At 43.0% G+C, this 25,000-nt stretch carries 26 protein-coding genes; 24 read left to right on the top strand and 2 right to left on the bottom strand.

Translation table 11 applies throughout. The features are described from left to right. Window positions 1-68: 68 nt before the first annotated feature. Together I2C87_RS06280 and I2C87_RS06275 are read right to left on the bottom strand one after the other, a co-directional pair. Window positions 69-527 (bottom strand): DUF3021 domain-containing protein, encoded by a 459-nt coding sequence (locus I2C87_RS06280; RefSeq protein WP_195324254.1) that lies wholly within the window; start codon window positions 525-527, stop codon window positions 69-71. Further along, window positions 521-961: a LytTR family DNA-binding domain-containing protein gene (locus I2C87_RS06275; protein ID WP_195324253.1), complete on the bottom strand. Its 441-nt coding sequence runs from the start codon at window positions 959-961 to the stop codon at window positions 521-523. The genes I2C87_RS06280 and I2C87_RS06275 overlap by 7 nt, the downstream gene beginning before the upstream one ends. A gap of 252 nt (window positions 962-1,213) precedes the next feature. Here I2C87_RS06275 and mutL point away from each other — a divergent pair, with 252 nt between their 5' ends. The 24 genes from mutL (at window position 1,214) to I2C87_RS06155 (ending at window position 24,925) form a co-directional block, all read left to right on the top strand. Further along, complete coding sequence (mutL, locus tag I2C87_RS06270) at window positions 1,214-3,163, top strand: DNA mismatch repair endonuclease MutL (protein WP_195324252.1); 1,950 nt, start codon at window positions 1,214-1,216, stop codon at window positions 3,161-3,163. A gap of 20 nt (window positions 3,164-3,183) precedes the next feature. Continuing rightward, window positions 3,184-3,777, top strand: coding sequence for a Holliday junction branch migration protein RuvA (gene ruvA, locus I2C87_RS06265; RefSeq protein WP_195324251.1), 594 nt, complete (start codon window positions 3,184-3,186; stop codon window positions 3,775-3,777). 9 nt (window positions 3,778-3,786) lie between these two features. Then, the gene (locus I2C87_RS06260) at window positions 3,787-4,353 is read left to right on the top strand and encodes a DNA-3-methyladenine glycosylase I (protein WP_195324250.1); all 567 of its coding nucleotides are present in this window, start codon (window positions 3,787-3,789) and stop codon (window positions 4,351-4,353) included. 83 nt (window positions 4,354-4,436) lie between these two features. Continuing rightward, the gene (locus tag I2C87_RS06255) at window positions 4,437-5,705 is read left to right on the top strand and encodes a competence/damage-inducible protein A (protein ID WP_195324249.1); all 1,269 of its coding nucleotides are present in this window, start codon (window positions 4,437-4,439) and stop codon (window positions 5,703-5,705) included. 46 nt (window positions 5,706-5,751) lie between these two features. Further along, the gene (gene recA, locus I2C87_RS06250; RefSeq protein ID WP_195324248.1) at window positions 5,752-6,894 is read left to right on the top strand and encodes a recombinase RecA; all 1,143 of its coding nucleotides are present in this window, start codon (window positions 5,752-5,754) and stop codon (window positions 6,892-6,894) included. An 87-nt stretch (window positions 6,895-6,981) separates the two neighbouring features. Further along, on the top strand, window positions 6,982-7,380 hold the full coding sequence (spx, locus tag I2C87_RS06245; RefSeq protein WP_006595399.1) for a transcriptional regulator Spx: 399 nt from the start codon (window positions 6,982-6,984) through the stop codon (window positions 7,378-7,380). A gap of 184 nt (window positions 7,381-7,564) precedes the next feature. Next, window positions 7,565-8,158, top strand: coding sequence for an SP0191 family lipoprotein (locus tag I2C87_RS06240; protein ID WP_195324247.1), 594 nt, complete (start codon window positions 7,565-7,567; stop codon window positions 8,156-8,158). A gap of 10 nt (window positions 8,159-8,168) precedes the next feature. Then, window positions 8,169-8,720 (top strand): hypothetical protein, encoded by a 552-nt coding sequence (locus I2C87_RS06235; protein ID WP_120701483.1) that lies wholly within the window; start codon window positions 8,169-8,171, stop codon window positions 8,718-8,720. 141 nt (window positions 8,721-8,861) lie between these two features. After that, on the top strand, window positions 8,862-9,128 hold the full coding sequence (locus I2C87_RS06230) for an IreB family regulatory phosphoprotein (RefSeq protein ID WP_006597020.1): 267 nt from the start codon (window positions 8,862-8,864) through the stop codon (window positions 9,126-9,128). Continuing rightward, a complete protein-coding gene (gene ruvX, locus I2C87_RS06225; RefSeq protein WP_123160711.1) occupies window positions 9,128-9,547 on the top strand; it encodes a Holliday junction resolvase RuvX in 420 nt (139 codons plus the stop codon). Before I2C87_RS06230 ends, ruvX begins: the two co-directional genes overlap by 1 nt. Before the next feature lie 16 nt (window positions 9,548-9,563). After that, window positions 9,564-9,875, top strand: coding sequence for a DUF1292 domain-containing protein (locus tag I2C87_RS06220; protein ID WP_006595405.1), 312 nt, complete (start codon window positions 9,564-9,566; stop codon window positions 9,873-9,875). Between the two features lie 421 nt (window positions 9,876-10,296). Further along, a complete protein-coding gene (locus tag I2C87_RS06215) occupies window positions 10,297-11,544 on the top strand; it encodes a bifunctional folylpolyglutamate synthase/dihydrofolate synthase (protein WP_195324246.1) in 1,248 nt (415 codons plus the stop codon). A gap of 121 nt (window positions 11,545-11,665) precedes the next feature. After that, a complete protein-coding gene (locus tag I2C87_RS06210) occupies window positions 11,666-12,088 on the top strand; it encodes an SP_0198 family lipoprotein (RefSeq protein WP_195324245.1) in 423 nt (140 codons plus the stop codon). 265 nt (window positions 12,089-12,353) lie between these two features. Continuing rightward, the gene (cls, locus tag I2C87_RS06205; protein ID WP_195324244.1) at window positions 12,354-13,889 is read left to right on the top strand and encodes a cardiolipin synthase; all 1,536 of its coding nucleotides are present in this window, start codon (window positions 12,354-12,356) and stop codon (window positions 13,887-13,889) included. 156 nt (window positions 13,890-14,045) lie between these two features. Then, window positions 14,046-14,909: a hypothetical protein gene (locus I2C87_RS06200; RefSeq protein ID WP_195324243.1), complete on the top strand. Its 864-nt coding sequence runs from the start codon at window positions 14,046-14,048 to the stop codon at window positions 14,907-14,909. A 499-nt stretch (window positions 14,910-15,408) separates the two neighbouring features. Next, window positions 15,409-16,887, top strand: coding sequence for an LCP family protein (locus I2C87_RS06195; RefSeq protein WP_195324242.1), 1,479 nt, complete (start codon window positions 15,409-15,411; stop codon window positions 16,885-16,887). Continuing rightward, window positions 16,880-17,611: a capsular polysaccharide biosynthesis protein Cps4B gene (gene cps4B, locus I2C87_RS06190; RefSeq protein WP_195324241.1), complete on the top strand. Its 732-nt coding sequence runs from the start codon at window positions 16,880-16,882 to the stop codon at window positions 17,609-17,611. Before I2C87_RS06195 ends, cps4B begins: the two co-directional genes overlap by 8 nt. 42 nt (window positions 17,612-17,653) lie before the next feature. Continuing rightward, the gene (locus I2C87_RS06185; RefSeq protein ID WP_048715617.1) at window positions 17,654-18,349 is read left to right on the top strand and encodes a Wzz/FepE/Etk N-terminal domain-containing protein; all 696 of its coding nucleotides are present in this window, start codon (window positions 17,654-17,656) and stop codon (window positions 18,347-18,349) included. A 12-nt stretch (window positions 18,350-18,361) separates the two neighbouring features. Next, window positions 18,362-19,057 (top strand): tyrosine-protein kinase, encoded by a 696-nt coding sequence (locus I2C87_RS06180; RefSeq protein ID WP_048715614.1) that lies wholly within the window; start codon window positions 18,362-18,364, stop codon window positions 19,055-19,057. Window positions 19,058-19,076: 19 nt separating this feature from the next. Next, window positions 19,077-20,450 carry a sugar transferase gene (locus tag I2C87_RS06175; protein WP_195324240.1) on the top strand — a complete coding sequence of 458 codons (1,374 nt, stop codon included), beginning with the start codon at window positions 19,077-19,079 and terminating at the stop codon, window positions 20,448-20,450. A 37-nt stretch (window positions 20,451-20,487) separates the two neighbouring features. Beyond that, window positions 20,488-21,660 (top strand): beta 1-4 rhamnosyltransferase Cps2T, encoded by a 1,173-nt coding sequence (gene cps2T, locus I2C87_RS06170; protein ID WP_195324239.1) that lies wholly within the window; start codon window positions 20,488-20,490, stop codon window positions 21,658-21,660. A 2-nt stretch (window positions 21,661-21,662) separates the two neighbouring features. Then, window positions 21,663-22,811, top strand: coding sequence for a glycosyltransferase family 4 protein (locus I2C87_RS06165; protein ID WP_048715609.1), 1,149 nt, complete (start codon window positions 21,663-21,665; stop codon window positions 22,809-22,811). A gap of 133 nt (window positions 22,812-22,944) precedes the next feature. Continuing rightward, window positions 22,945-23,919, top strand: coding sequence for a glycosyltransferase (locus I2C87_RS06160; protein ID WP_195324238.1), 975 nt, complete (start codon window positions 22,945-22,947; stop codon window positions 23,917-23,919). A gap of 19 nt (window positions 23,920-23,938) precedes the next feature. Further along, the gene (locus I2C87_RS06155; RefSeq protein ID WP_195324237.1) at window positions 23,939-24,925 is read left to right on the top strand and encodes a glycosyltransferase family 2 protein; all 987 of its coding nucleotides are present in this window, start codon (window positions 23,939-23,941) and stop codon (window positions 24,923-24,925) included. The last annotated feature ends 75 nt before the right edge of the window (window positions 24,926-25,000 follow it).

The raw sequence follows: 25,000 nt of genomic DNA, 5'->3' as shown, positions 1-25,000 counted from the left end.
TTTCTCACAGCGGAAAGTTTTTCATCTTCTTGAATGACTAAAAAATAAAAGTCATTTTTTTGAATTCCTCAGGCTTTTCCTTGCAACTGTTGGTTGATCTCTTCTACTTTTTTCTTGTAAATGCGATAAGAAACCGCCCAGATAACCAAGTACACAAGGCTAAACTCTATAATGACGGAGATGTAGAAGCTGATTTGGATTGGGAACCAGCCTCCCAAGGTTGCCAAAGGTAGAAAACCAAAGAGCATCAAAAGGTAGTGGCTGAGGGTCGCACGGAGGAGGCTCCAGTCTTTGTTGAACAGGCTGCTTCCAAAGCTAAAGAGCAAGCCGATGCCAGCCCATATAAGGATACAATAGAGCATGACAATGGATCCATGCACGTCGTGGGCTTGCATCCATTGTCCAACGCCTGAACTTGGACTGAGAGGCATGTAAGTGGAAGGTGAGTTTAGGAAAGAAAAGACGATAGAGAGGGTAAGGCCGATGAAGATGCCTTTAGAGGCATTCGATAGATGAGTCTTTAACATGATAATTTCTCCTTAATAGCTTTTAAATAGCGACGAGACGAATAGGTGATGGTCCCGTTTTTCAGATTGATTTGGACCGATCCGCTGCTGGTAAAATACAGCTGATCGATTTCTTTGGTATTGATAATTTCAGATTGGGAAATTTTTAAAAAGTAGATGGGTAAGTCTTCAGAGAGTTGGTAGAGGGGGCCGGTGAGGATAAAGTGGTCATCCTTTGTTTCCCCAACGACTTGACGGTTTTCAATGTAGAACCGATGAAACAAGTGAGTCTCTACAAGATAGGTTTCCCCCTCCTTCTTCGCTCTCAAGCGTTCCTTCTGGTCCAATTCCTCAATGAATTGTTGGACTTTCTGGATGCGTTCGCTAGGTTGTGGCCCTGTGATGGCTACGCCTTCTTCTTGAAAATGGGGGTCAATGGTAACTGTTACTTTCATACAAATCCCTTCTAACATATTGACGTCAGGTAAGCGATCCGCTAGCAGGACTTCTTGCTTACAAGTCTATTAAACACTTTTTCAGGCATCAAGACAAGGCTTTTCGCATATTCGGTCAGTTTATCTGTTTATCTGGTAGAAGACGGTATCTTTAATGGAGCTGGAGCACAAGGTTTTATAAAGGGAGGGCTTCCTTGTAGATATGGTATAATAGTTCTATCTATGCGCGTATAAAACATAAGAGGGGAAGCTATGTCACAGATTATCGAATTACCAGAAATTCTAGCCAATCAAATCGCTGCCGGTGAGGTCATCGAGCGCCCTGCTAGTGTGGTCAAGGAACTGGTTGAAAACTCCATCGATGCGGGAGCTAGTCAGATTGTCGTAGAGATCGAAGAAGCTGGCTTAAAGAGCATTCAAATCACGGATAATGGACAAGGGATTGCCCATGAGGAAGTGGAATTAGCCCTTCGTCGCCATGCCACTAGTAAGATCAAGAGTCAAGCCGACCTCTTTCGCATTCGGACACTAGGCTTCCGTGGCGAGGCCTTGCCGTCTATTGCCTCTGTCAGTGTCATGACCATCCTGACAGCTCAGGAAGGAGCTAGTCATGGGACCAAGCTAGAGGCTAAAGGGGGCGAAATCACTTCTCTTGAGCCGGCGACTAGCCCTGTGGGGACTAAAATCACAGTTGAGGACCTCTTTTTCAATACACCAGCCCGCCTCAAATATATGAAGAGCCAACAGGCAGAGTTGTCCCATATCGTCGACATTCTCAACCGCCTGAGTCTGGCCCATCCAGAGATTGCCTTTACCTTGATCAATGACGGCCATGAAATGACACGGACGGCAGGGACGGGAAATCTCCGCCAAGCCATCGCAGGAGTCTACGGCCTCGCTACCGCTAAGAAAATGGTTGCCATCGAGACAGGTGATTTGGACTTTGAAGTGTCGGGCTTCGTCTCTTTGCCAGAATTGACCCGGGCCAATCGCAATTACATTAGTCTCTTTATCAACGGTCGTTACATCAAGAATTTCTTGCTCAATCGGGCCATCTTGGATGGCTACGGCAGTAAACTTATGGTCGGACGCTTCCCGATAGCAGTCATCAATATCCAGATCGACCCCTATCTAGCTGATGTCAATGTCCACCCGACCAAGCAAGAGGTGCGCATTTCTAAAGAGCGAGAACTAATGGCCTTGATCTCCCAGGCCATTGTCTCCGCTTTGAAAGAGCAGGATCTGATTCCAGATGCTCTAGAAAATCTAGCTAAGTCAACGCTTCGTCGAACAGAAAAGCCAGTCCAGACCAGCCTCCCCCTGAAAGAAAATAGCCTCTATTACGACCGAGACAAGGGAGACTTCTTTGTCCGTCCAGAGGTTGCAGAATCCCAGCCAAGTGGTGAATTGACCCCAGAGCAAACAGTTCTCTTTGTCCCAGAAGAGGGAAATCAGGAGGCTAAATCACCAGCCATCAAATTCGCAGAGCGAAAGGCGCCTCAGTATGATCAACTTGACCACCCAGAGTTGGATCTAGCTAGTCTAGACAAGGCTTATGACAAGTTGGAAGGAGAAGAACATTCGACCTTCCCAGAGTTGGAATATTTCGGCCAGATGCATGGAACCTATCTCTTTGCCCAAGGAAATGGGGGCCTCTACATCATTGACCAGCACGCGGCCCAAGAGCGGGTCAAATACGAAGAATACCGGGAGAGCATCGGGAACGTAGACGGCAGTCAGCAACAACTGCTGGTTCCTTATATCTTTGAGTTCCCTGCAGACGATCTGATCCGCTTGCAACAGCGCAAACACCTCCTAGAAGAAGTGGGAGTTTATCTTGAAGAGTACGGAGCCAACCAGTTGATCTTGCGGGAGCATCCGATCTGGATGAAGGAAGAAGAGATCGAGTCGGGTATCTACGAAATGTGTGACATGCTCCTTTTGACTAAGGAAGTGTCCATCAAGAAATACCGGGCTGAGTTGGCCATCATGATGTCCTGCAAACGCTCCATCAAGGCCAACCACACGCTGGACGATTACTCCGCACGTGACCTGATCTACCAACTGTCCCAATGTGACAACCCTTATAACTGCCCTCATGGCCGTCCCGTCTTGGTTAACTTTACCAAGTCCGATATGGAAAAGATGTTCCGACGCATTCAGGAAAATCACACCAGTTTGCGGGAATTGGGCAAGTATTAAACAAACAATAAAGGAAGATTATGTACGAATACATTAAAGGAATTTTAACGAAAATCACTGCTAAATACATTGTGGTAGAAACAACTGGGATCGGCTATCTCTTGCATGTGGCCAATCCCTATGCCTACTCTGGTAAAATGAACCAAGAGGTGCACGTCTATCTGCACCAAGTGGTCCGTGAAGATGCTCACCTTCTCTATGGCTTTGCGACCGAAGAAGAGAAACAGCTCTTTTTAAACTTGATCTCAGTCTCTGGGATTGGACCTGTCTCAGCTCTGGCTATCATTGCTGCAGATGACAATGCAGGCCTTGTCCAAGCCATCGAAAGCAAGAATATCACCTACTTGACCAAGTTTCCAAAGATCGGCAAGAAAACAGCCCAACAGATGGTGCTGGACTTGGAAGGTAAGATTAATCTTGATCTAGAAGATGCACCGGCTCAGACAAAAGCTAAGGCGACAGAAGAGAACCAAGCCTTGGAAGAAGCCATGGAAGCTATGTTGGCATTGGGCTACAAGGCAACGGAGCTTAAGAAAATCAAGAAATTCTTTGAAGGCACGACCGATACAGCAGAGAACTATATCAAGTCTGCCCTGAAGATGTTGGTGAAATAGGAGATTCCTATGCCAAAACGTTGTGGCTGGGTTAAAATGAACAATCCTCTCTATGTGGCCTATCATGATGAGGAGTGGGGACAGCCACTCCACGATGACCAGGCGCTTTTTGAGTTGCTCTGTATGGAGACCTATCAGGCTGGACTATCTTGGGAAACGGTACTCAATAAACGGCAGGCTTTCCGAGAGTCTTTTCATGGTTACCATCTTCAACGCGTCGCGGAGATGACGGATGAGGAACTGGAGGCTTTGATGGACAATCCAGCTATCATCCGAAATCGTGCTAAGATCTATGCGACACGGGCCAATGCTCAATCCTTTTTACAAGTCCAGGCAGAGTTTGGCACCTTTGATGCCTATCTCTGGTCTTTTGTCGATGGAAAAACCATTGTCAATGATGTCCCGGATTACAGTCAAGCACCAGCTAAGACGCCTTTATCTGAGACATTATCCAAAGACCTTAAAAAACGTGGTTTTAAGTTCACCGGACCAGTTGCAGTTTTATCCTTTCTACAAGCTGCAGGTCTGGTTGATGATCATGAGAATGATTGTGAATGGAAAAATCCGAATAGCTAACCCATCGTAGAAAATTTTTCTACGATTTTTCTATTTTTGTGTTACAATGAAGAAAAATTACGAATAGTATAAGTGGAGGCGTTATGAAAGCAGAGATCATTGCAGTGGGAACCGAAATTCTCACAGGACAGATTGTCAATACCAATGCGCAATTTTTATCAGAAAAGTTGGCCGGTCTAGGAATCGACGTTTATTTCCAAACTGCAGTTGGGGATAATGCCGATCGTCTCTTGTCTGTTCTTGCGATTGCGCGTGATCGAAGTGATCTCGTCATCCTCACGGGAGGCCTTGGACCGACCGAAGACGATCTGACCAAGCAGACCCTAGCCCAGTTCTTGGGTAGAGACCTGACCTTTGATCCAGAAGCGATGGCCAAGTTGGATCGCTTCTTTGCCAGTCGGCCAGACCATGTCCGAACTCCCAACAATCTGAGACAAGCGCAAATAGTAACTGGCTCAACACCGCTCCAAAATTTGACTGGTTTGGCAGTGGGAGGGTTGATTGAAGTGGAGGGCGTTAGCTATGTGGTCTTGCCTGGTCCCCCTAGTGAATTGAAACCCATGGTTACTGATGAGTTAGTGCCCCTTCTAGCCACAGGCGAGAAGCTCTACTCACGCGTCTTGCGCTTCTTTGGAATCGGGGAAAGCCAGCTGGTAACCGTTCTAGCCGATGTGATTGATGGCCAGACTGATCCGACGGTGGCTCCTTATGCCAAGACCGGAGAAGTGACCTTGCGCTTGTCGACCAAGGCCGTGTCACAAGAGCAGGCTGATCAGAAATTGGATCGGTTGGAGCAAGTGATTCTCCAGCATGAGACTTTAGATGGTCAACCCTTGAGCCAGCTCTTCTATGGCTATGGAGATGACAATTCCCTAGCCAAGGTTGCTTTTGAACTCTTGCGCGAGAGAGGCTTGGCCCTAACCGCAGCAGAGAGCTTGACGGCCGGGATGTTCCAGTCGACTCTGGCTAATTTCTCAGGAGCCTCAGCGGTCTTACCAGGAGGTTTCGTCACCTACAGCATAGAGGAAAAGAGCAAAATGCTCCAAATCCCCCTAGCTGAGTTGCAAGAACATGGAGCGGTCTCTGCCCATACAGCTGAGCGGATGGCGGCGCAAGCCCGTCTCTTAACAGGGGCTGATTATGGAGTCAGTCTGACAGGTGTTGCTGGCCCAGACAGTCTAGAAGGCCACCCAGCAGGGACCGTTTTTATTGGAATTGCAGGTCCTAAAGGAGTCCAATCGATCAAGGTCAATATCGCTGGCCGGAGTCGTATGGATGTTCGGAAAGTTGCAGTCCTCCATGCCTTTAATCTGGTACGCCGGACTGTATTATTAGATGAAAATTTGCTATAATAAAAAGAAGGTGTAAAACATTACGCTTTGAATATAGGAGAAAAGAATGGCGAAAAAACAGAAAAAATTAGATGATATCTCTAAGAAATTTGGAGATGAGCGTGAAAAAGCGCTCAATGATGCCTTAAAATTGATTGAAAAAGACTTTGGTAAAGGATCCATCATGCGTCTGGGCGAACGTGCAGAGCAAAAAGTTCAAGTCATGAGCTCAGGTTCCTTGGCTCTTGACATTGCCTTGGGTGCTGGTGGTTATCCAAAAGGTCGGATCATCGAAATCTATGGTCCAGAATCATCAGGTAAAACAACCGTTGCCCTCCATGCAGTAGCGCAAGCACAGAAAGAAGGAGGCATTGCTGCCTTTATCGATGCCGAGCATGCCTTGGATCCATCTTATGCTGCAGCTCTTGGGGTTAATATCGATGAACTCCTCTTGTCTCAACCAGACTCAGGGGAACAAGGACTTGAAATTGCTGGTAAATTGATCGACTCTGGTGCGGTTGATTTGGTCGTAATCGACTCTGTTGCTGCCTTGGTTCCACGCGCAGAAATCGATGGAGATATCGGTGACAGCCACGTTGGTTTGCAAGCGCGGATGATGAGCCAGGCTATGCGTAAGCTTGGAGCTTCGATCAATAAGACCAAGACCATTGCTATCTTTATCAACCAATTGCGTGAAAAAGTTGGGGTCATGTTTGGGAATCCAGAAACCACACCTGGTGGTCGTGCCCTGAAATTCTACGCTTCTGTTCGTCTAGATGTTCGTGGAAATACTCAAATCAAGGGTACTGGGGACCAAAAAGATACCAATGTTGGTAAGGAAACCAAGATCAAGGTTGTGAAGAACAAGGTGGCTCCACCGTTCAAAGAAGCCATGGTTGAAATCATGTACGGAGAAGGAATTTCACGTACAGGCGAATTGCTAAAAATTGCAACAGACCTTGATTTGATCCAAAAAGCAGGGGCTTGGTATTCTTATAACGGTGAGAAGATTGGCCAAGGTTCTGAAAATGCTAAGAAGTACTTGGCAGACCATCCAGAAATTTTTGATGAGATTGATCACCAGGTGCGCGTACGCTTCGGTTTGATCGATGATGACACTGCTGTAGTTGTACAAGATGAAGTAGCTGAAAGCCCACTTGTTGAAGAAGTAACACTAGATCTTGATGATGCCATTGAGATTGAAGAGTAATTTTTTTCAAAATAGGTCGAAAGACTGATGGTTTTTATGGTATAATATACTACAATGTTATTATCGTGTGGCGAAAGGAGTGCATGCATGATTAAAATTTACACAGTTTCAAGTTGCACGAGTTGTAAAAAAGCCAAAACTTGGCTAAATGCTCATCAGTTGATCTATAAAGAACAAAACCTTGGTAAAGAAGGGATTACAAAAGAAGAATTACTCGATATTTTGACCAAAACAGAAAATGGCATTGCAAGTATCGTTTCTTCAAAAAACCGATACGCTAAGAATCTAGGTGTCGATATTGAAGACCTCAGCATGAATGAAGTCATCGATATCATCTTAGAAACACCACGAATCTTGAAAAGTCCTATCCTAGTGGATAACAAGCGACTTCAAGTTGGTTATAAGGAAGATGATATTCGGGCCTTTTTACCACGTTCTGTACGAAATGTTGAAAATGCGGAGGCTCGCTTAAGAGCAGCCCTATAAGAACAAGTAGCCAAACATTGAGCTACTGAGAAGAGTCGAGATGTCAAGATCTCGACTTTTTCTTTTGTATCTGGCCAAAGAATCCACGAAAAAATGATTGTAAGAATGTTTTTGCTGGGCATTCTATGGTACAATACTTCTGTGGGGAAAATCCCTTTTATAGAAGCTTATCAAAGGAGAAAACATGAAAAAGAAGCTTATTTGTCTCGGAGTCTTGCTCCTGACGCTGACAGCTTGTGGACAGAAGAAACAAGGGAAAACCGACTCTTCCAGTGTTCAAAAATCCAACAGTGCTAAAATCGAATCATTCAATAAAGAAAATCGAAATCTGTTAGAAAAGGCAGAAGAACAGCAAGTCTTTACCAAACACTTTGTTCTTCCGACAGATGAGAAAGGTATTCGCCAAGAGCAGACCATCACCTATCAAGGGGAACAATTACAAAAATTGGTCATGACCAATACCACTCCTGCCAGTGATGAATTGAAAAAAGCCATTCAAGAGGTCGGCCTCGAAGAAGCTCAACGATTGATGGTGGAGTCGATGGACAAGGATGAACAACTCCAACAGGCGCGGGCCCTTCCAGGTTTTACAATTGAACTGACCCTACCAAATGAAAATGAATACCAAACGGTCATTACTTATGATTTCACCCAGTTGGATACGAAAAAAGCGTTGGAGTTAGAGTACTTCAAAACAGCCAATGTTGCAGATTTGTTGAAGTTGACACCAACAGAATATATGAATAATCTACTCCGTAATGGAGCAAAAGAAGAATAAGGAGAAAAACGTGAAAAAACTTTTATTACTAGTCGTTGCAGGATTGCTTGTCTTGGTCGGTTGTGGGAATTCTCAATCAAAAGGGGGCAAGTCCTTATCGAAAGATAGCGTCGTCACTCGGACCTTTAAGATCGATAGAGATGTCGATGAGGTTGACGAGGTAGGTAAACAGGAAATTACAGTGACAGTATCCTACCAAGGAAAGAAATACAAGAAAGTTTCAATCAAACTAGCGACTCATGTGTCAGATGAATTTAAAGCCGAAATCAAGAAGTTGATCGATGCTGAGGATGATAAAGAGGGTGCCAAGCGAGCCTTGATTGAGGGCTATGAAGGAGAAGGGGGCATTGATGAACTAAGAGACTACGATGGGATTACCGTGACATCAGATTGGACAGGTGAAGCAATGGTCTCTGAGATTGAGATTGATCCTGATAAAGTAGACTTTGATGACATTAAAAACAGTGAAGACTTGGGAGAAATTTGCAAAATGATCAAGACATACTCTCCAACGCTCTTCATCAAAAACATGGAAAAAAATGGCTTTAAAGAAGTAAAATAATGTCATTGAAAAATGCAGAAGATTGCTTTCAAAAATAAGTGATAAAAAGTCCAAGAAAGCCCGTAAAATCAATATTTTTCGTTTGAAAAGGTATGGAAATTATGGTATAATAGTACTAATATAAAGAAAGAGGGTGGTATTGTGGGATTTACAGACGAAACAGTACGTTTTAATCTTGACGATTCAAACCGTAAAGAAATTAGTGATACATTAAAGGATGTCTACTTATCTTTGGATGAGAAGGGCTACAATCCAATCAATCAAATCGTTGGTTATGTACTCAGTGGTGATCCTGCTTATGTACCTCGTTATAACAACGCTCGCAACCAAATTCGTAAGTACGAACGAGATGAAATTGTTGAGGAATTGGTTCGTTACTACTTGAAAGGGCAAGGGATCGATCTCTAATGAGAATTATGGGACTAGATGTTGGCTCGAAGACAGTCGGAGTAGCCATCAGTGATCCATTAGGTTTTACTGCTCAAGGTCTGGAGATTATTCAGATTAATGAGGAGAAGGGAGAGTTTGGTTTTGATCGTCTCTCTGAACTGGTGAAGGAATACCGGGTTGATAGCTTTGTCGTTGGTTTACCAAAAAACATGAACAACACAAGCGGCCCTCGCGTGGAAGCGAGTCAAGCTTATGGGAAGCGCCTTGAAGAGTTGTTCAACTTGCCGGTTGAGTATCAAGATGAGCGTTTGACGACTGTTGCAGCGGAGCGAATGCTGATTGAGCAAGCGGATATCAGCCGAAATAAGCGTAAAAAAGTCATTGATAAATTGGCTGCCCAGTTGATTTTACAAAATTATTTAGATCGAAAATTTTAGAAAAAGAGGAAATAAGATGGCACACAATCATGATCATGATCACAACCATGACGAACGCGAATTGATTACATTGGTGGATGAGCAAGGAAATGAAACCTTGTTTGAAATTCTTTTGACCATTGATGGAAAAGAAGAGTTTGGTAAAAACTATGTTCTTTTGATTCCTGCAAATGCAGAAGAAGATGAAAATGGTGAAGTAGAAATCCAAGCATACTCATTTACTGAAAACGAAGACGGAACAGAAGGCGACCTTCAACCAATCCCAGAAGATTCAGATGATGAATGGAATATGATTGAAGAAGTCTTCAACAGCTTTATGGAGGAGTAAAAATGTTCAGTGAACATTTTTACCCTTGCGTTGGAAATGCAGACCGCAAGTAAATCCAGTGGATGTTTTTACCCCAACTCCTAGAAATTAGAAGAGTTGGAACGTCTGGGGGACGTTTTTACCCTTGCGCTAGAAACAAAAAACGCAAGCAAGTCTGGGAGACTGTATCACCCCTGCGCAAGAAATACAAACCGCAGGAACATCCAGTGGATGTTTTTAGCCCTGCTTCAAAAAAACAAGAAAAAGCAGGAAGTCCGGGGGACGTTTTTAGCCTTGCGCTAGAAACAAGGACCGCAAGTAAGTCGGGGGACGTTTTTAGCCCAACTTCTAAAAATATTGGAAGTGAAATAAGAAACCAAAGAAATAGCAGAGCGTGAGCCAGCAACAAGGCTTGATCGCTCTTTTCTTTTAGGAGAAAGATATGAATCAAATTGAAGAATGGATGAATAGCCGAATTGGACTCAATTTTCGTTCAGGCTTGGGGCGGATGCAACAGGCTGTAAAGCTCTTAGGGGACCCTCATGAAGCTGTTCCGATGATCCATGTGACGGGGACTAACGGGAAGGGATCAACCATTGCGTTTATGCGCCAACTATTCCAACGACATGGTCTGAAAGTAGGTACCTTTACTTCTCCGCATATCGTTAGTATGCATGATCGGATTTGTATCAATGGGCAACCAATTTCGGATCAGGACCTGATTCGCTTGGGTCAGAGCATTCAAGCGATGGAGTCTCAGCTTCTCGAGACCCACGACCAACTCTCTTACTTTGAGATCATCACCCTCTTGGCCTTTTTGTATTTCCATGAACAAAAAGTAGACCTGGCCTTGATCGAGGTTGGGATCGGAGGCCTCCTTGATACGACCAATGTCATCACAGGAGAGGTAACAGTGATCACCTCAGTAGGGCTGGATCACCAGGAGACCTTGGGAGGAAGCCTAGAGGCCATTGCTAGGCAAAAAGCTGGGATCTTTAAAGCCGGGAAGCCGGCTGTTATCGGTCCACTGGCTAAAGAGGCTGAGCAAGTCTGCATAGAAAATGCCCAAGCAATAGGCTGTCCGCTAGCTCGCTATGGAGAAGATTTCCAACTGGTGAAGGGCGTCTTTCAAGATGCGCAGCATCGGTTTGACTCACTGAAAATTGGGCTCAATGGAGCTTATCAGGAAGAGAATGCTGCGGTAGCTCTCGAAGCCTTTCTCCTCTTCATGGAGCAGAGAGGTCTGGCGGTCGATGAAAACGGTGTTCGGGAGGCTTTGCAAGCGACTAGCTGGCCGGGTCGTCTGGAAAACTTTAGCCAAGGCATCTATCTAGATGGCGCTCATAACCCCCATGCCATCCATCGCTTGGTCGAATATGCCCGCACTTTTTCAGATAAGCGCGTGAAGATCCTCTTTGGTGCTTTAAAACGCAAGGATTACCAGGGAATGTTGGAGATCTTTGCAAGCGATTTGCCGGAGGCGGACTTGACGGTTACGACCTTTGCTTATGGGGAAGTGGTCCAAGAGGCGGATGGCTTAGGCTATCCTTATGTGGCAGATTTCAGAGATTATTTGCAAGATATTTATAGCCGACAAGATGGTCAAGAGGTGCTCTTTGTCACTGGCTCTCTCTACTTTATTTCCGAAGTTCGCGCATATCTATTAGAGCAGGGAAAGAATCCTTTATAGGTAGCAACTCTCATCGGCCAGTCATTAAGATTGACCAAAAACAGGCTCTAACGTATACTAAAGGTGAGCCACAAATGAACGGGGAAGTCCGTTGAAAAGTTGGCGCGAAAGGAGACCATCCATGACAAAGAAAGTAACTGCTTTATTAGCAACAGCTACAGTCCTCCTACTTGGAGCGTGTTCAAACCAGCAAACACCATCGCAAACGAACACGTCATCAAGTGCGACGACAACAACGGCAACTTCTTCTCAACAGACAACGACTAGTCCGCAGGTTAACCAAACAGTTCTGGACGGAACCTATATAGGAATGGATGAAAGCGATCAAGTGACCCTCGTCATTGCTGGTGATTCAGGGACTTGGACGGCTGTAGAGGCAGATGGAGAGCAAGAGCTGAAACAGGTCAAGCTAGATGCTGCCAACCAGATCCTCTTTATCGGAGATGATGGCTATCGCTATCAATTGGAGGGGCAACAACTGACCCTGAAAGAAGCGGATCAAGACTTGGGTAATCAGGATACGATCGTTCTGACCAAGCAATAAACTAGCAGAAGTGAGAGTGGGACAGAAATCCTAGCCTCTCAATTGTCTTTGGATTGTCGAGCAAGACGCAGTGGTTGAGTGGGCTCTACTACGCTGATTTCATCAGCTTTTACAGCCCTACTCAACTGTGCGGAGGTGGGACGACGAAATCGAATTCTAACGAATTACCGATTTCTGTCCCACTCTCTTTTTTCATTTTATCGGGTTTGCGCTCCCTTCTTAGAACTGGTATACTAGTAGGGATTATAAAAGAAGGAGAATGAGGGTGAGTTTTCGAAAGATTCGATTGTTAATGTCCAAATATGGGTTCAGTATCCTCTTTATGGGGTTTGAACTCTGGCTGTCCTTTGCGGCCTTCTTTTGGTTAAATGAATGGTTCCCCAACTGGATGTCTGTCACCATCATGGTCCTTTTGTATATCTCGACCATTTTGGCGATCGTCAACCGAAATATGCCTCCAGAGAGCAAGGTGACCTGGCTCTTAATCGCCGTCATCCCTGTCTTTGGTTCCCTTCTTTACCTCATGTTTGGGGAACGGCGTCTGTCCAAAAAAGAAATGGTCCAGTTGGAAAATATGGAATCCATGAATTTCCGTGAGGACAACAGCCGTGAGCTTCGCCTGCAATTGAAAGAAGAGAGTAAGAGCGTCTATGGGATGGTCAAGTCTATTCTGTCCATGGACCACAACGCAGACCTCTACAATGGGACGGCTTCGACCTTTTTCCCACTAGGGGACCAGATGCTCCCACAATTGTTGGAGGATTTGCGCTCAGCCAAGAAATTTATCTTTCTCGAATTCTATATCATCGAGGAAGGTCTCATGTGGAACAGCATCCTAGAGATTCTACTTGAGAAAGTCAAAGAAGGGGTCGAAGTGAAGCTGCTCTACGATGATATTGGCTGTATGGCGACCCTGAAGGGAAACTACACCAGACGCTTGCGCAAGTTAGGCATTGATGCCCATAAGTTTAACAAGGTGGTGCCACGATTGACGGTGGCTTATAACAATCGAGACCACCGCAAGATCCTGGTCATTGATGGCCAGATTGGCTATACGGGTGGCGTTAACCTAGCGGATGAGTATATCAACCAGAGAGAACGCTTCGGTCATTGGAAGGATAGTTCAGTGCGCTTGGACGGTCGAGCTGTCAAGGCCTTGACGCGACTCTTTCTCATGAACTGGTACATCAACCAGGGAGAGATTGAAGATTTCGATAAATACCATATGGAAAACCAAGCGGTAGATGGAGAAGGCTTCTATATCCCCTTTGGGAGTGGACCGAAACCCATCTACAAGTCCCAGGTTGGTAAGTCTGTGTATCAGAATATCATCAATCAGGCAACAGACTATGTCTACATTACGACCCCTTATTTAATCATTGATTATGATTTGACGGAAGATATTCGAAATGCGGCTCTCCGTGGTGTCGATGTACGCATCGTGACCCCTTTCATTCCGGATAAAAAATTGATCCAAATCGTTACACGAGGGGCTTATCCAGACCTGATGGAAGCAGGGGTGAAAATCTATGAATACACCCCAGGCTTTATCCATAGCAAGCAAGTATTGGCCGACGATGAAGTCGCAGTAGTCGGGACCATTAACTTTGACTATCGGAGCCTAGTTCATCACTATGAGAATGCTGTCTGGATGTATCGAAGCCCAGAATTGACCAAGATCCGAGCAGATTTTGAAGAGATATTCTCCGTATCTCAGCAGATCCAGTTGGACACTTTCCGGATCACCTGGTACCAGCATTTGATCAAAGAAATTATGCAGTTATTTGCGCCCATGCTATAGGCGATAGGCGATTAGATCCCTTCTCAAGAGAAGGGATTTTTTTATTACGAAGGAGAGACAAAATATTACAATTTCTTTACATAGGTTTGTCTAAGAATGTTCAAGGGGGCTATTTTTGGTATAATGAACATAATCTATAAAAAATAAGGAGAACTTATGAAAAAGCTCGTAAAATATGGTGTCTTACCAGCCTGCTTGTTGTTGTTGGCAGCTTGTTCGTCAAAACCAGCTACTGAGAAAAAACCAGCCAAAGAGGACAAGGTAGAACAATCTAGCGAATCAAAAGAAGAAAAAACAAAAAAACAAATTGAGAAAGATGGAGATATCATTCTTCGTGCCATCTTCACTGACCATTCTTCTGGTTTCACAACTTTGATGGGAACATCAGTTGATAAGTGGAAAAAACAAATTACTGAAAAATTTGTTGATGAAAATGCATCAAAATATCTACCTGCAGAAGACTTCACGCTTGAACTGACAACTGAAACATTCACTCCAGAAAAAATCTTGGAATTGTTTGACCAAGCTCGTTTCAAAGTGTTAGCAACGATTGGTGATGACTATGAAATTACTAAGGTTGAAGACGAAGGAGATACTGCGACAGTTACCTTCAAATCTCGTGCGATTGCAACACGTGACTTGGCTAACTTAATCAACCGTGCAAAATCTAGTCTGTTTGAAAACGGAATTGAAGATGTTAAAAAATTAGAAGACAACACAGATCCAGATCTAGAAAAACGCTTGTCTCTATTGAACAACTTCTTGTTCTACTATGCATTTGACCGTTTGAATGAAGACTTTGGTTACATCGAACCACGCGAGTACACTTTGGAATTGACTAAAACCAAAGAAGGACGTTACATTCTTAGCGATGAAAGCTTCCTTGAATTGCGTAAGGAAATCTTTGTAAACGAATATTCTGCTGATGGAGCTGAAACTCGTAAAGGAAGCAATTCCTCACAGAGTGACTCAACTAGCAAGGATTCAGATACAAGTTCAACCTCAAAAGATAAAGTATAAATCCATAAAAAAGGTGAGTTTTCTCACCTTCAGATTGAAGATAAAGTCTTCCGAAAAACTTTCCTTAGGTGAGTGCGGACGTCAGCGAACTTCAGCGAACTTCGAAGAAGTTCCATGACTTAGTTTTGAGCCCCCTCGCTCTTTAATTTCTAGGCTCGGGCTAAAACAGTTTCCTAAACTGTTTTACTCTCAAAACTCCCGAGTGCCTGAAACTATTGTGTTTCAGGCACTTTTCTCACAGCGGAAAGTTTTTAATCTTCTTAAATGGCAAAATAAATCATTTTTGAAGAGTAACTAGCTGTTTTATGTAAAATAATAGTTTATCTACATTCAAAAAGGTGAGTTTCCTCACCTTTTTTATTTACTCATTTCTTTGTCCCATATTGCTGTACAGAGAGCTCAGAATAGTATAAAATTAATAGTGGAGAATTGGGCCTAGATTCCGATTTTTAGGATGATTTTATGTTATAATATTTAAGAAAATGGTATGGGGGATAAAATGAATCAAAGCAGAAAAAACAAACGCTCAACTAGAACTAGCAGTTGGGATCAGCTACGGATTGTCAATAGCGGTCTCTGGGTCTTAACGCTACTTGTGGCTGGGCTCTTTCTTTATAATGTCTTTAGCTACAATATCCTAGCCTTTCGCTATTTGAATATCCTTGTGACGGCCTTGCTGGTTGGCGGACTTTTTTTAACCTTGGGTTTGATCCTTGCAGGCAAGGCTAAAAAGACGACGCTATTTTTATTGGTCCTAGGCTTGCTAGGAACCTCTGTGGGAACCTATGTTACCCAACAGTTGGTCGATGTCGCTGGAAATGTGAACAGAAATGCCAATTATACGGAGTTTGAGATGGCTGTCTATGTTAAAGCAGATAGCCCAATCCAAGATATCAAAGAAATCAGCAGTGTGGCAGCGCCTACGGGGAATAATAATGCAGATGATCTGATGGCCCTAGTAGAGGAAGTGAAGAAAACGCGCCAGCATGACTTGACCATCGAAGATGTGGAATCTTATGCGGCAGCCTACCAGGCCCTACAAGAAGACAAGACGAAAGCCATCGTCCTGAATAGTACCTTTGAAGATACTGTAGCAAGTGTGGATGCTGACTACGCAAAAAAATTAAAGAAAATCTACTCTTACAAGATTCGTCGCCAAGTGGAAACCAAGGCAAAGGCAGATGCCAATGCGGATACCTTTAACATCTATGTCAGCGGGATTGACACTTACGGTCCAGTCACTTCGGTTTCTCGGTCTGATGTCAATATTATCATGACGGTCAATCGAAAGACCAAGCAAGTCTTGCTGACCACGACTCCGCGTGACGCCTATGTTCCAATCGCTGATGGCGGGAACAACCAAGGGGATAAATTGACCCACGCTGGGATTTACGGAGTAGATGCGTCTATTCATACCTTAGAAAATCTGTACGACATCAAGATCGACTACTATGTCCGCTTGAACTTCACCTCCTTCTTGAAGCTTGTCGACCTCGTCGGAGGGATTGATGTAGAAAATGATCAAGAGTTTACAAGTCTACACGGGAACTACCACTTCCCTGTAGGGAAAGTCCACTTGAATTCGGAACAGGCCCTTGGCTTTGTCCGTGAACGCTACTCTCTCGAAGGTGGAGACAACGATCGTGGGAAGAACCAAGAAAAAGTCATCGCAGCCATTATCCATAAATTAACATCGACCAAAGCATTGAGCAATTACAACGAAATCGTTTCTGGTTTACAAGATTCCTTGCAAACCAATATGCCCTTGCCAACCATTATGAATTTGGTCAATACACAGTTGGAGACTGGTGGAAGCTATAAGGTGACTTCGCAAGCTGTCACTGGACAAGGACGAAATGACTTGCCTTCATATGCGATGCCAGGATCTGCTCTTTACATGATGGAGTTGAATGCTGATAGCGTGGCACAAGCCAAAGAAAAAATAAACCAAACCATGGAAGGAAAAAACAATGATTGATATTCATTCACACATTGTCTTTGATGTGGATGATGGACCAAAGACGATTGAGGATAGCAAGCTCCTCATCGAGGAAAGCTACCGTCAAGGGGTTCGTACCATCGTTTCGACGTCTCATCGTCGAAAAGGGATGTTTGAAACCCCAGAAGAAAAGATCTATCAAAACTACTTGGCAGTAAAAGAGATGGTAGAGACCTATCTGCCTGAAATGAAACTGCATTTCGGAGCAGAAATCTACTATACGCGAGATATCCTAGAAAAGCTAGAAGCCGGGACTATTCCAACGCTTGCTGATACCAGTTTTGCCTTGATCGAGTTTAGTATGGCGACCCCCTACAAGGAGATTCACCAGGCCTTAAGTGCAGTTTTGCGCTTAGGAGTGACTCCGGTGGTTGCCCACATTGAACGCTACCACTGTTTGGAAAAAAATGAAAAACGGGTGCGGGAATTAATCCGAATGGGATGCTATACCCAGATCAATAGTTCGAGTGTCCTCAAGCCGAAGTTGTTTGGTGATCGCTATAAGTTCATGAAACATCGTGCCCAATATTTCTTGGACAAGGACTTGGTCCATTTTGTTGCCAGCGATATGCACAATGTTGATCAGCGCCCTCCATACATGGACCAGGCTTATCAGTTGATTGAAAAACGCTACGGCAGTGACCGGGCGCGTGCCCTTTTTGTTGAAAATCAGCAAACATTATTGGATGACGAATTGTTTTAATCATCAAGTTCCATCACGGAGATTGAAAAGGAGAAAGTGAATATGAAAAACCAAGAGAGCAAAGAGATCGAATTGGATGTGGTCTCCCTCTTTAAAACCTTATGGCGTCGTAAATTCTCAATTATCATTACGGCCTTGTTGTTTGCGATTGGAGCCCTAGGCTACAGCGCTTTTGTAGCGAAAAAGATCTACCAAAGTACCAGCCGTATCTACGTAGTCAGCCGTCAGAATCAAGAAAACAATGCCTTGACCAACCAAGATCTTCAAGCGGGATCCTACTTGGTTAAAGACTATCGCGAGATCATCCTTTCTCAAAATGTCTTGAACCAAGCCATCGAAGAGTTGAAGTTGGAAATGACTCCAGCAGAGCTTGCTAAGAAAGTCTCAGTGGCAGTTCCAGCGGATACTCGGATTTTGTCCATCACAGCATCAGACCCAGATCCACAAGAAGCAGCTCGGATCGCGAATGGCTTGAAAGATGTAGCAGCCGAAAAAATTATTGCTGTGACCAAGGTATCGGACGTGACGACTTTGGATGAGGCTGTCGTACCGCAAAATCCTTCTTCACCAAATATCAAGCGAAATGTTGTCATTGGTTTTGTCCTTGGAGGCGTCGTGATTTCCATATTGGTGATCTTATCTGAGGTACTGGATGATCGAGTGAAGAAACCAGAAGATATCGAAGAAGTGATGGGCATCACTCTATTAGGTGTGATCCCTAGTGTGAAGAAACTGTAAGAGGGAGAATTCATGGCAACCTTAGAAATTGTAAAAAGCAAATTAGCAGCGATGACTCAGGCTGAAGAGTATTTTAATGCCTTGAGTACCAATATTCAGTTGAGTGGGACCAATATTAAGGTCGTTGCCATCTCATCTGTGCAACCAAACGAAGGAAAATCAACCATTTCTACGAATTTGGCGACAGCCTTTGCGCGTGCGGGCTATCGTACCTTGTTGATCGATGCGGATATCCGTAACTCGGTCATGACAGGTGTCTTCAAGAGCCAAGGTCGTGTCGCAGGATTGACAGAAGTACTTTCTGGGAAGAGTGAGATTTCGCAAGCAATTGCGACGACAGATTATCCAAAACTGGATGTGCTCCTGGCAGGGCAGGTTTCTCCAAATCCAACGGGTCTCTTGCAAAGTAAAAACTTCGAGGTCATCATTGAGGCGCTTCGCAATCACTATGACTATATCATTGTCGACACCCCACCAATTGGGATGGTGATTGATGCGGCGATTATTGCTCAACGCTGTGATGGTAGCTTGATTGTGACAGCAGCAGGAGCTGTTAGTCGCAAGGCTGTTCAAAAGGCTAAAGAGCAACTAGAGCAGACGGGGACACCATTCCTAGGAGTGGTCCTCAATAAGTTTGATATTCAATTAGAAAAATATGGTTCCTATGGTAATTACGGGAACTATGGCAATTATGGGAAAAAAAGATAAGGAATAGGATAGGGGTATTATGACAGAAGGAAGGGGATTTCACAAATTTGCTTTGGCCTTTGTTCAAAGCTTACCAGTCTTAGTTGTGGCTTATTTGTTTAGTTTTGTGACAGAGACAGAAATCCACTCTAATACAATTTTCTATCTGTATTTGTTGCATTACGTAGCCTTTTACGTCAGCGATTACAACCAAGATTATTTCAAGCGGGGGCATCTAGTCGATTTCTTACAAACCTTGAAATACAGCTTGTGTTTCGCGCTTGTCATCAGTTTTTCGAGCTTCTTTTTGGAGGAGAAGTTCTCCCTCTCCCGTCGGGGGATGATTTATTTTCTAGTGCTTCTTACTCTGGCTCTTTACTTGATGAACTACCTCATCAAACGCTACTGGAGACGCTTCTATTATAGTCTCAAAGGAAGTCACAAGATTCTCTTGATTACAGCGAATTCTCGTCTGGATAAAGTCCTGGATCGACTTCTTTCGTCCAATGATAGCGGTGGGGAAGTGGTTGCGGTGACAGTATTAGACCGCCCAGCCTTTCAACACCCAGCTGTTCGGGTTGTTCCCCAGGAGGACCTGTTGAGTTTTGCGACCTATGAAGTGGTAGATGAAGTCTTTCTCAATCTTCCAAGTGAAGAGTATGATATTGGGGAGTATGTCTCACAATTTGAGACCATGGGAATCGACGTTACCGTTAACCTCAATGCTTTTGATTTGAACTTTGCTGGCAACAAACGGATTCGCGAAGTGGCTGGACTCAATGTTGTTACCTTCTCGACCAACTTCTACAAACCTAGCCACGTGACCGCGAAACGCGTGATTGATATCTGTGGTTCCTTGGTAGGCTTGCTCCTCTGTGGCTTGGTAGCGATTGTATTGGTACCTTTGATTCGTAAGGACGGTGGTCCTGCTATTTTTGCCCAGAAGCGGGTCGGGAAAAATGGACGCTATTTCAAGTTTTATAAGTTCCGTTCTATGTATGTCGATGCAGAGGAGCGGAAAAAAGAATTGATGAATCAAAACACTATGACCGGTGGGATGTTCAAAATGGACAATGATCCTCGGATTACGCCAATTGGACGCTTTATCCGCAAGACCAGTCTGGATGAGCTACCCCAATTCTTTAATGTCCTAAAAGGAGATATGAGTCTGGTTGGAACCCGTCCGCCAACAGTGGATGAGTATGAGAAGTACACTCCGGAACAGAAACGCCGCTTGAGCTTCAAGCCTGGAATTACAGGGCTTTGGCAGGTGAGTGGACGCAGCGAAATTACGGACTTTGATGAAGTGGTTCGCTTAGATGTATCTTATATTGACGATTGGACCATTTGGTCAGATATAAAAATCTTGCTGAAAACGATCAAAGTTGTATTTAAACGAGATGGAGCGAAGTAGGAAATTCCTGCTTCGTCCTTTCCATGTAAGGAGAAAAATGAAACAGTCAGTTTATATCGTTGGTTCTAAAGGAATTCCAGCGAAATATGGTGGTTTTGAAACCTTTGTCGAAAAGCTGACAGAGTGCCAACAAGACCGTGAAATTCAGTACTATGTGGCTTGTATGCGGGAGAATTCTGTAAAATCTGGGATTACTGCAGATACTTTCGAGCATAATGGCGCAATCTGTTATAACATTGACGTCCCTAATATCGGTCCTGCGCGTGCTATTGCTTACGATATTGCGGCACTTAACAAGGCGATTGAGATCGCAAAGGAAAACAAGGACCAGGCACCAATCTTCTATGTCTTGGCTTGCCGGATTGGTCCCTTTATTTCTAGGATTAAAAAGAAAATCAAGGCTATCGGTGGGACTCTTATGGTCAATCCAGATGGTCATGAGTGGCTTCGTGCGAAGTGGAGTCTTCCAGTCCGCAAGTATTGGAAGTTTTCTGAGCAACTCATGGTCAAACACGCTGACCTTTTGATCTGTGATAGCAAGAATATCGAAGCCTATATCCAGAAGGATTACGCAAAATATCAACCTAAGACCACCTATATCGCCTATGGAACCGATACAAACAAGTCGCTCCTGAGTAAAGAAGACGAGAAAGTACGGACTTGGTTTGCGGATAAGCAAGTCTCCGAAGGGAATTACTATCTTGTCGTAGGTCGCTTTGTCCCCGAGAACAACTATGAGGCCATGATTCGTGGCTTTATGGCATCAAACTCTGACAAGGACTTTGTTCTCATTACCAATGTGGAACAAAACAAGTTCTATGAACAGTTGCGTAAGGATACAGGATTTGATCAAGATCCTCGAGTGAAGTTTGTCGGGACAGTCTACGATCAAGAATTGCTCAAATACATTCGTGAGAATGCCTTCGCTTACTTCCATGGTCATGAGGTGGGTGGAACCAATCCGTCACTTCTAGAAGCGCTCGAGTCTACTAAACTCAACCTCTTGTTAGATGTTGGCTTTAACCGTGAAGTCGGTGAAGATGGAGCACTTTATTGGAAGAAAGATCAATTGGCACATGTCATTGATCAGGCTGAACAAATGGATGCTCAAGCAATCGAAGATCTCAATCAAAAATCAAGTCAACGGATTGCTGAAGCCTTTACTTGGGAAAAGATTGTCACTGACTACGAGAAAGTATTTAAAGGATAGAAATGCAGAAAATTTTATATCTTCACGCTGGTGCCGAAATGTATGGTGCTGACAAGGTTTTGTTGGAACTTATTAAGGGGTTGGATAAAAATGCCTTTGAGGCCCATGTCATCTTGCCCAACGATGGTGTCTTAGTGAGTGCATTGGAAAAGGTCGGTGCAAAGGTTAAAGTTATTGATTATCCAATCTTGCGCCGGAAATATTTTAATCCAAAAGGCATTCTTGAGTACTTTGGCTCCTATAACAGTTACTCTAAACAAATTGCAAAGTATGCTAAGGAGAATGGTATAACCCTCATTCACAATAATACGACTGCGGTGCTGGAGGGAATTTATCTCAAACGGAAGTTAAAACTTCCTTTGATTTGGCATGTGCACGAGATTATCGTCAAACCAAAAGCGATTTCTGACTTCATCAACTTTTTGATGGGGCGCTATGCGGATACGATTGTGACAGTTTCAAATGCCGTTGCTAATCATGTCAAACAGTCTCGCTATGTCAAGGATGACCAAGTTCAAGTTATTTATAATGGGGTCGACAATGCCGTCTATCATGAAATCGATGCTAGCACTGTCCGTGATCAATTTGGGATCGCACAGGATGCTTTGGTTATCGGTATGGTTGGTCGAGTGAATGCCTGGAAAGGGCAAGGGGACTTCCTAGAAGCTGTTACTCCAATCTTACAGACCAATCCAAAAGCAGTAGCTTTTTTAGCAGGTAGTGCATTTGAGGGAGAAGAGTGGCGCGTGGATGAGCTGGAAAAAGCTATTTCAGACTCACCAGTAGCTGGACAAATCAAGCGAATTGACTATTATAGCAAGACGACAGAACTCTATAATATGTTTGATATCTTTGTCTTGCCAAGTACCAATCCAGATCCATTACCAACAGTCGTCCTAGAAGCCATGGCTTGTGGCAAACCTATAGTAGGTTACCGTCATGGCGGTGTCTGTGAAATGGTCAAGGAAGGGGAAAATGGTCTTCTCGCCACACCAAATCAGCCTGCAGAATTATCTAAGGCTATTCAAGATTTAGCCGAGAACACTGAGAAGAGAGAGCAATTTGGCAAGGCATCAGTCAAACGTCAAAAAGAACTCTTCTCCTTACAAAGTTATATTCGGAATTTTTCGGAGTTGTATAGGAAATACTAAAAAATAAAATTGGTTGAAAAATAGAACTATTTCCTGTCTGCTTTAAAGAATTACCATTATTATTAAATGTTGTAAAGTCAGTAAAACAGATTATGAAAATACAGACTAAAATAAAAGTTCAGGTGAAAAATATATGAAACCACTTTTAACTGTCGTTATTCCAGTTTATAATGTCGAAAAGTATTTAAACCGTTGTCTTAAGAGTATTCTTGTTCAAGAATGGATAAACTATGACATCATACTTGTTGATGATGGAAGTACTGATCGTTCTCCTCAAATTTGTGATGACTATGTTAAAGCGTATGACTTTATTTCAGTCATTCATAAAGAGAATGGTGGACTTTCTGAAGCTCGAAATACGGGTCTTTCTCAGGCTAAGGGAGAATATGTTTATTTTCCTGATTCAGATGATTGGCTTGAGCCAGATACCTTTATAGCCTTGGCAGAAGCGCTTGAATCTCAAAAATTTGATATTATTTCTTTTAATCGTGAGTTTGTCAAAGGTGAAGAAGATGTTATAGTTTCGGATTCAGTAGAGACTCAAGTCTTTGACGGGAAGGATGCTTTTGTGCAAATGCTGAAGCATAGTTATATTACTGGTTTTGCTAACGACAAAGTCTATCGGAAATCCTTATTCACTGATCATAACATTCAGTTTCCAATTGGTAAATACTATGAGGATCTTGGTACTAATTACAAGCTTTTTCTTTCAGCAAAGAGGGTTTATGCGACAAATCAGAAGTACTATCACTACTTAATCGATAACCCGGATTCCATTACACAGTCTTGGAATGAGAAGAAGTTTAGAGATATGTTTGGGTTCTACAAAGAAGTTTTTTATTCTACTTTTGTTCGTTCACAGTTGAATCAAGAAGAATTACAAATTTCACAGCTATATTATGTGAATGGCTTGACTCATATCTTGGCAAGTTTATATAAATCTAAATTAGATAAAAAATATATAGACATTACTAATGAAGTGAAACAAGAATTACTTAAGAATAATGTTTCTCTTTCTCAAATGAAAGACCAACCAAATAAGTTAAAATATATACTGTTTAGACTTAAAGTATTAAAACTAGCCTTCAGTATACAAAACATTTTCTGATATGATTTAGGAGTTTAATTTGAAATACTCTGTTATTATTCCAGTCTATAACGTTGAGAAATACATTGAGCGTTGTTTAAAAAGTGTTATTTCTCAGAATTATGATGACTTGGAGATTATAGTGGTAGATAATGGTTCTACAGATCGTAGTGGTAGTATTTGCGATATTTATGCTAATGAGTACGCAAATATCTCTGTCTATCATATTGAAAACCATGGTGTTGGTCCGGCACGTAATTTTGGCTTATCCAAAGCGAAAGGCGAGTTTATTTGTTTTGTGGATGCGGATGACTATCTTGTGGGAAATCTATTTTCAGATGTGGAAAGTCAATTAGATTCACAATTAGACTTATTGGTGTTTAGTTACTATAATTCGATTGAAAAGAATTTATCAGAAATAGATCGATCGGCAAAAATACTTCCTGCTGAAGGAAAAAAAGACAAGAGTGATTTTATTGCGCTTTTTCAAGAATTATGGTTAACAGACATGATGTATACTGTTTGGAATAAAATTTACCGTAGAGAATTTCTGGAGGAACATCAAATTGTTTTTGAATCCTATGAATTGGGAGAAGATGTTCGTTTCAATTTGAATGTTTATCAACATGTCAATTCAGTTCTCTTGGTGAAATCTTGTTATTATGTCTATATTTCAGGAAGAATAGATTCTGCGATGGGACAGTATCATCCTAATAGGATGAACTATCAATTGGAAGAACTAGGAAAAGTTGATCAGTTGATGACAAGTTGGAATATCCAAGATGATCAATTTATAGATCAAATAAAGGCGCGCATCCTGATGAGTAATATTCAGAACATATCAAAGCAAAAGATGTCTCTTTCTAAAAAACGACACTATGTTGAGGTCTTGTGTAGAAATCAAGAGATGTTTTCATTGATAAAAAAATCTACTTCTCCGCTTCACCCTCTAGTTAGACGGTTATTACATTTCAGAATGTATCTGACAGTAATTTTTTTAAAAAAACTGCAAACCTTGATAAAATAGGGGAATTCGCTATTTAGTTGTGAGAGGTTTTTATAGATACCGGTAATAAGACTATATGATCATGATTGAAAGGTT

Origin of the sequence: Streptococcus sp. 1001283B150225_161107_H12 (assembly GCF_015552665.1) — a bacterium.
Classification (GTDB): domain Bacteria; phylum Bacillota; class Bacilli; order Lactobacillales; family Streptococcaceae; genus Streptococcus.
The sequence above is the reverse complement of the archived record's forward strand: the minus strand, read 5'-3'. Positions and strand labels throughout refer to the sequence as shown.

What these genes read in the sequence shown, in the direction of transcription:
- mutL (WP_195324252.1), top strand. Translation starts at nt 1,214, where the DNA reads ATGTCACAGATTATCGAATTACCAGAAATTCTAGCCAATCAAATCGCT.
- I2C87_RS06215 (WP_195324246.1), top strand. Translation starts at nt 10,297, where the DNA reads ATGAATCAAATTGAAGAATGGATGAATAGCCGAATTGGACTCAATTTT.
- spx (WP_006595399.1), top strand. Translation starts at nt 6,982, where the DNA reads ATGATTAAAATTTACACAGTTTCAAGTTGCACGAGTTGTAAAAAAGCC.
- I2C87_RS06220 (WP_006595405.1), top strand. Translation starts at nt 9,564, where the DNA reads ATGGCACACAATCATGATCATGATCACAACCATGACGAACGCGAATTG.
- I2C87_RS06175 (WP_195324240.1), top strand. Translation starts at nt 19,077, where the DNA reads ATGACAGAAGGAAGGGGATTTCACAAATTTGCTTTGGCCTTTGTTCAA.
- ruvX (WP_123160711.1), top strand. Translation starts at nt 9,128, where the DNA reads ATGAGAATTATGGGACTAGATGTTGGCTCGAAGACAGTCGGAGTAGCC.
- cps2T (WP_195324239.1), top strand. Translation starts at nt 20,488, where the DNA reads ATGAAACAGTCAGTTTATATCGTTGGTTCTAAAGGAATTCCAGCGAAA.
- I2C87_RS06195 (WP_195324242.1), top strand. Translation starts at nt 15,409, where the DNA reads ATGAATCAAAGCAGAAAAAACAAACGCTCAACTAGAACTAGCAGTTGG.
- recA (WP_195324248.1), top strand. Translation starts at nt 5,752, where the DNA reads ATGGCGAAAAAACAGAAAAAATTAGATGATATCTCTAAGAAATTTGGA.
- I2C87_RS06255 (WP_195324249.1), top strand. Translation starts at nt 4,437, where the DNA reads ATGAAAGCAGAGATCATTGCAGTGGGAACCGAAATTCTCACAGGACAG.
- I2C87_RS06180 (WP_048715614.1), top strand. Translation starts at nt 18,362, where the DNA reads ATGGCAACCTTAGAAATTGTAAAAAGCAAATTAGCAGCGATGACTCAG.
- cps4B (WP_195324241.1), top strand. Translation starts at nt 16,880, where the DNA reads ATGATTGATATTCATTCACACATTGTCTTTGATGTGGATGATGGACCA.
- I2C87_RS06185 (WP_048715617.1), top strand. Translation starts at nt 17,654, where the DNA reads ATGAAAAACCAAGAGAGCAAAGAGATCGAATTGGATGTGGTCTCCCTC.
- I2C87_RS06210 (WP_195324245.1), top strand. Translation starts at nt 11,666, where the DNA reads ATGACAAAGAAAGTAACTGCTTTATTAGCAACAGCTACAGTCCTCCTA.
- I2C87_RS06165 (WP_048715609.1), top strand. Translation starts at nt 21,663, where the DNA reads ATGCAGAAAATTTTATATCTTCACGCTGGTGCCGAAATGTATGGTGCT.
- I2C87_RS06275 (WP_195324253.1), bottom strand. Translation starts at nt 961, where the DNA reads ATGAAAGTAACAGTTACCATTGACCCCCATTTTCAAGAAGAAGGCGTA.
- I2C87_RS06200 (WP_195324243.1), top strand. Translation starts at nt 14,046, where the DNA reads ATGAAAAAGCTCGTAAAATATGGTGTCTTACCAGCCTGCTTGTTGTTG.
- I2C87_RS06240 (WP_195324247.1), top strand. Translation starts at nt 7,565, where the DNA reads ATGAAAAAGAAGCTTATTTGTCTCGGAGTCTTGCTCCTGACGCTGACA.
- I2C87_RS06160 (WP_195324238.1), top strand. Translation starts at nt 22,945, where the DNA reads ATGAAACCACTTTTAACTGTCGTTATTCCAGTTTATAATGTCGAAAAG.
- I2C87_RS06260 (WP_195324250.1), top strand. Translation starts at nt 3,787, where the DNA reads ATGCCAAAACGTTGTGGCTGGGTTAAAATGAACAATCCTCTCTATGTG.
- I2C87_RS06280 (WP_195324254.1), bottom strand. Translation starts at nt 527, where the DNA reads ATGTTAAAGACTCATCTATCGAATGCCTCTAAAGGCATCTTCATCGGC.
- ruvA (WP_195324251.1), top strand. Translation starts at nt 3,184, where the DNA reads ATGTACGAATACATTAAAGGAATTTTAACGAAAATCACTGCTAAATAC.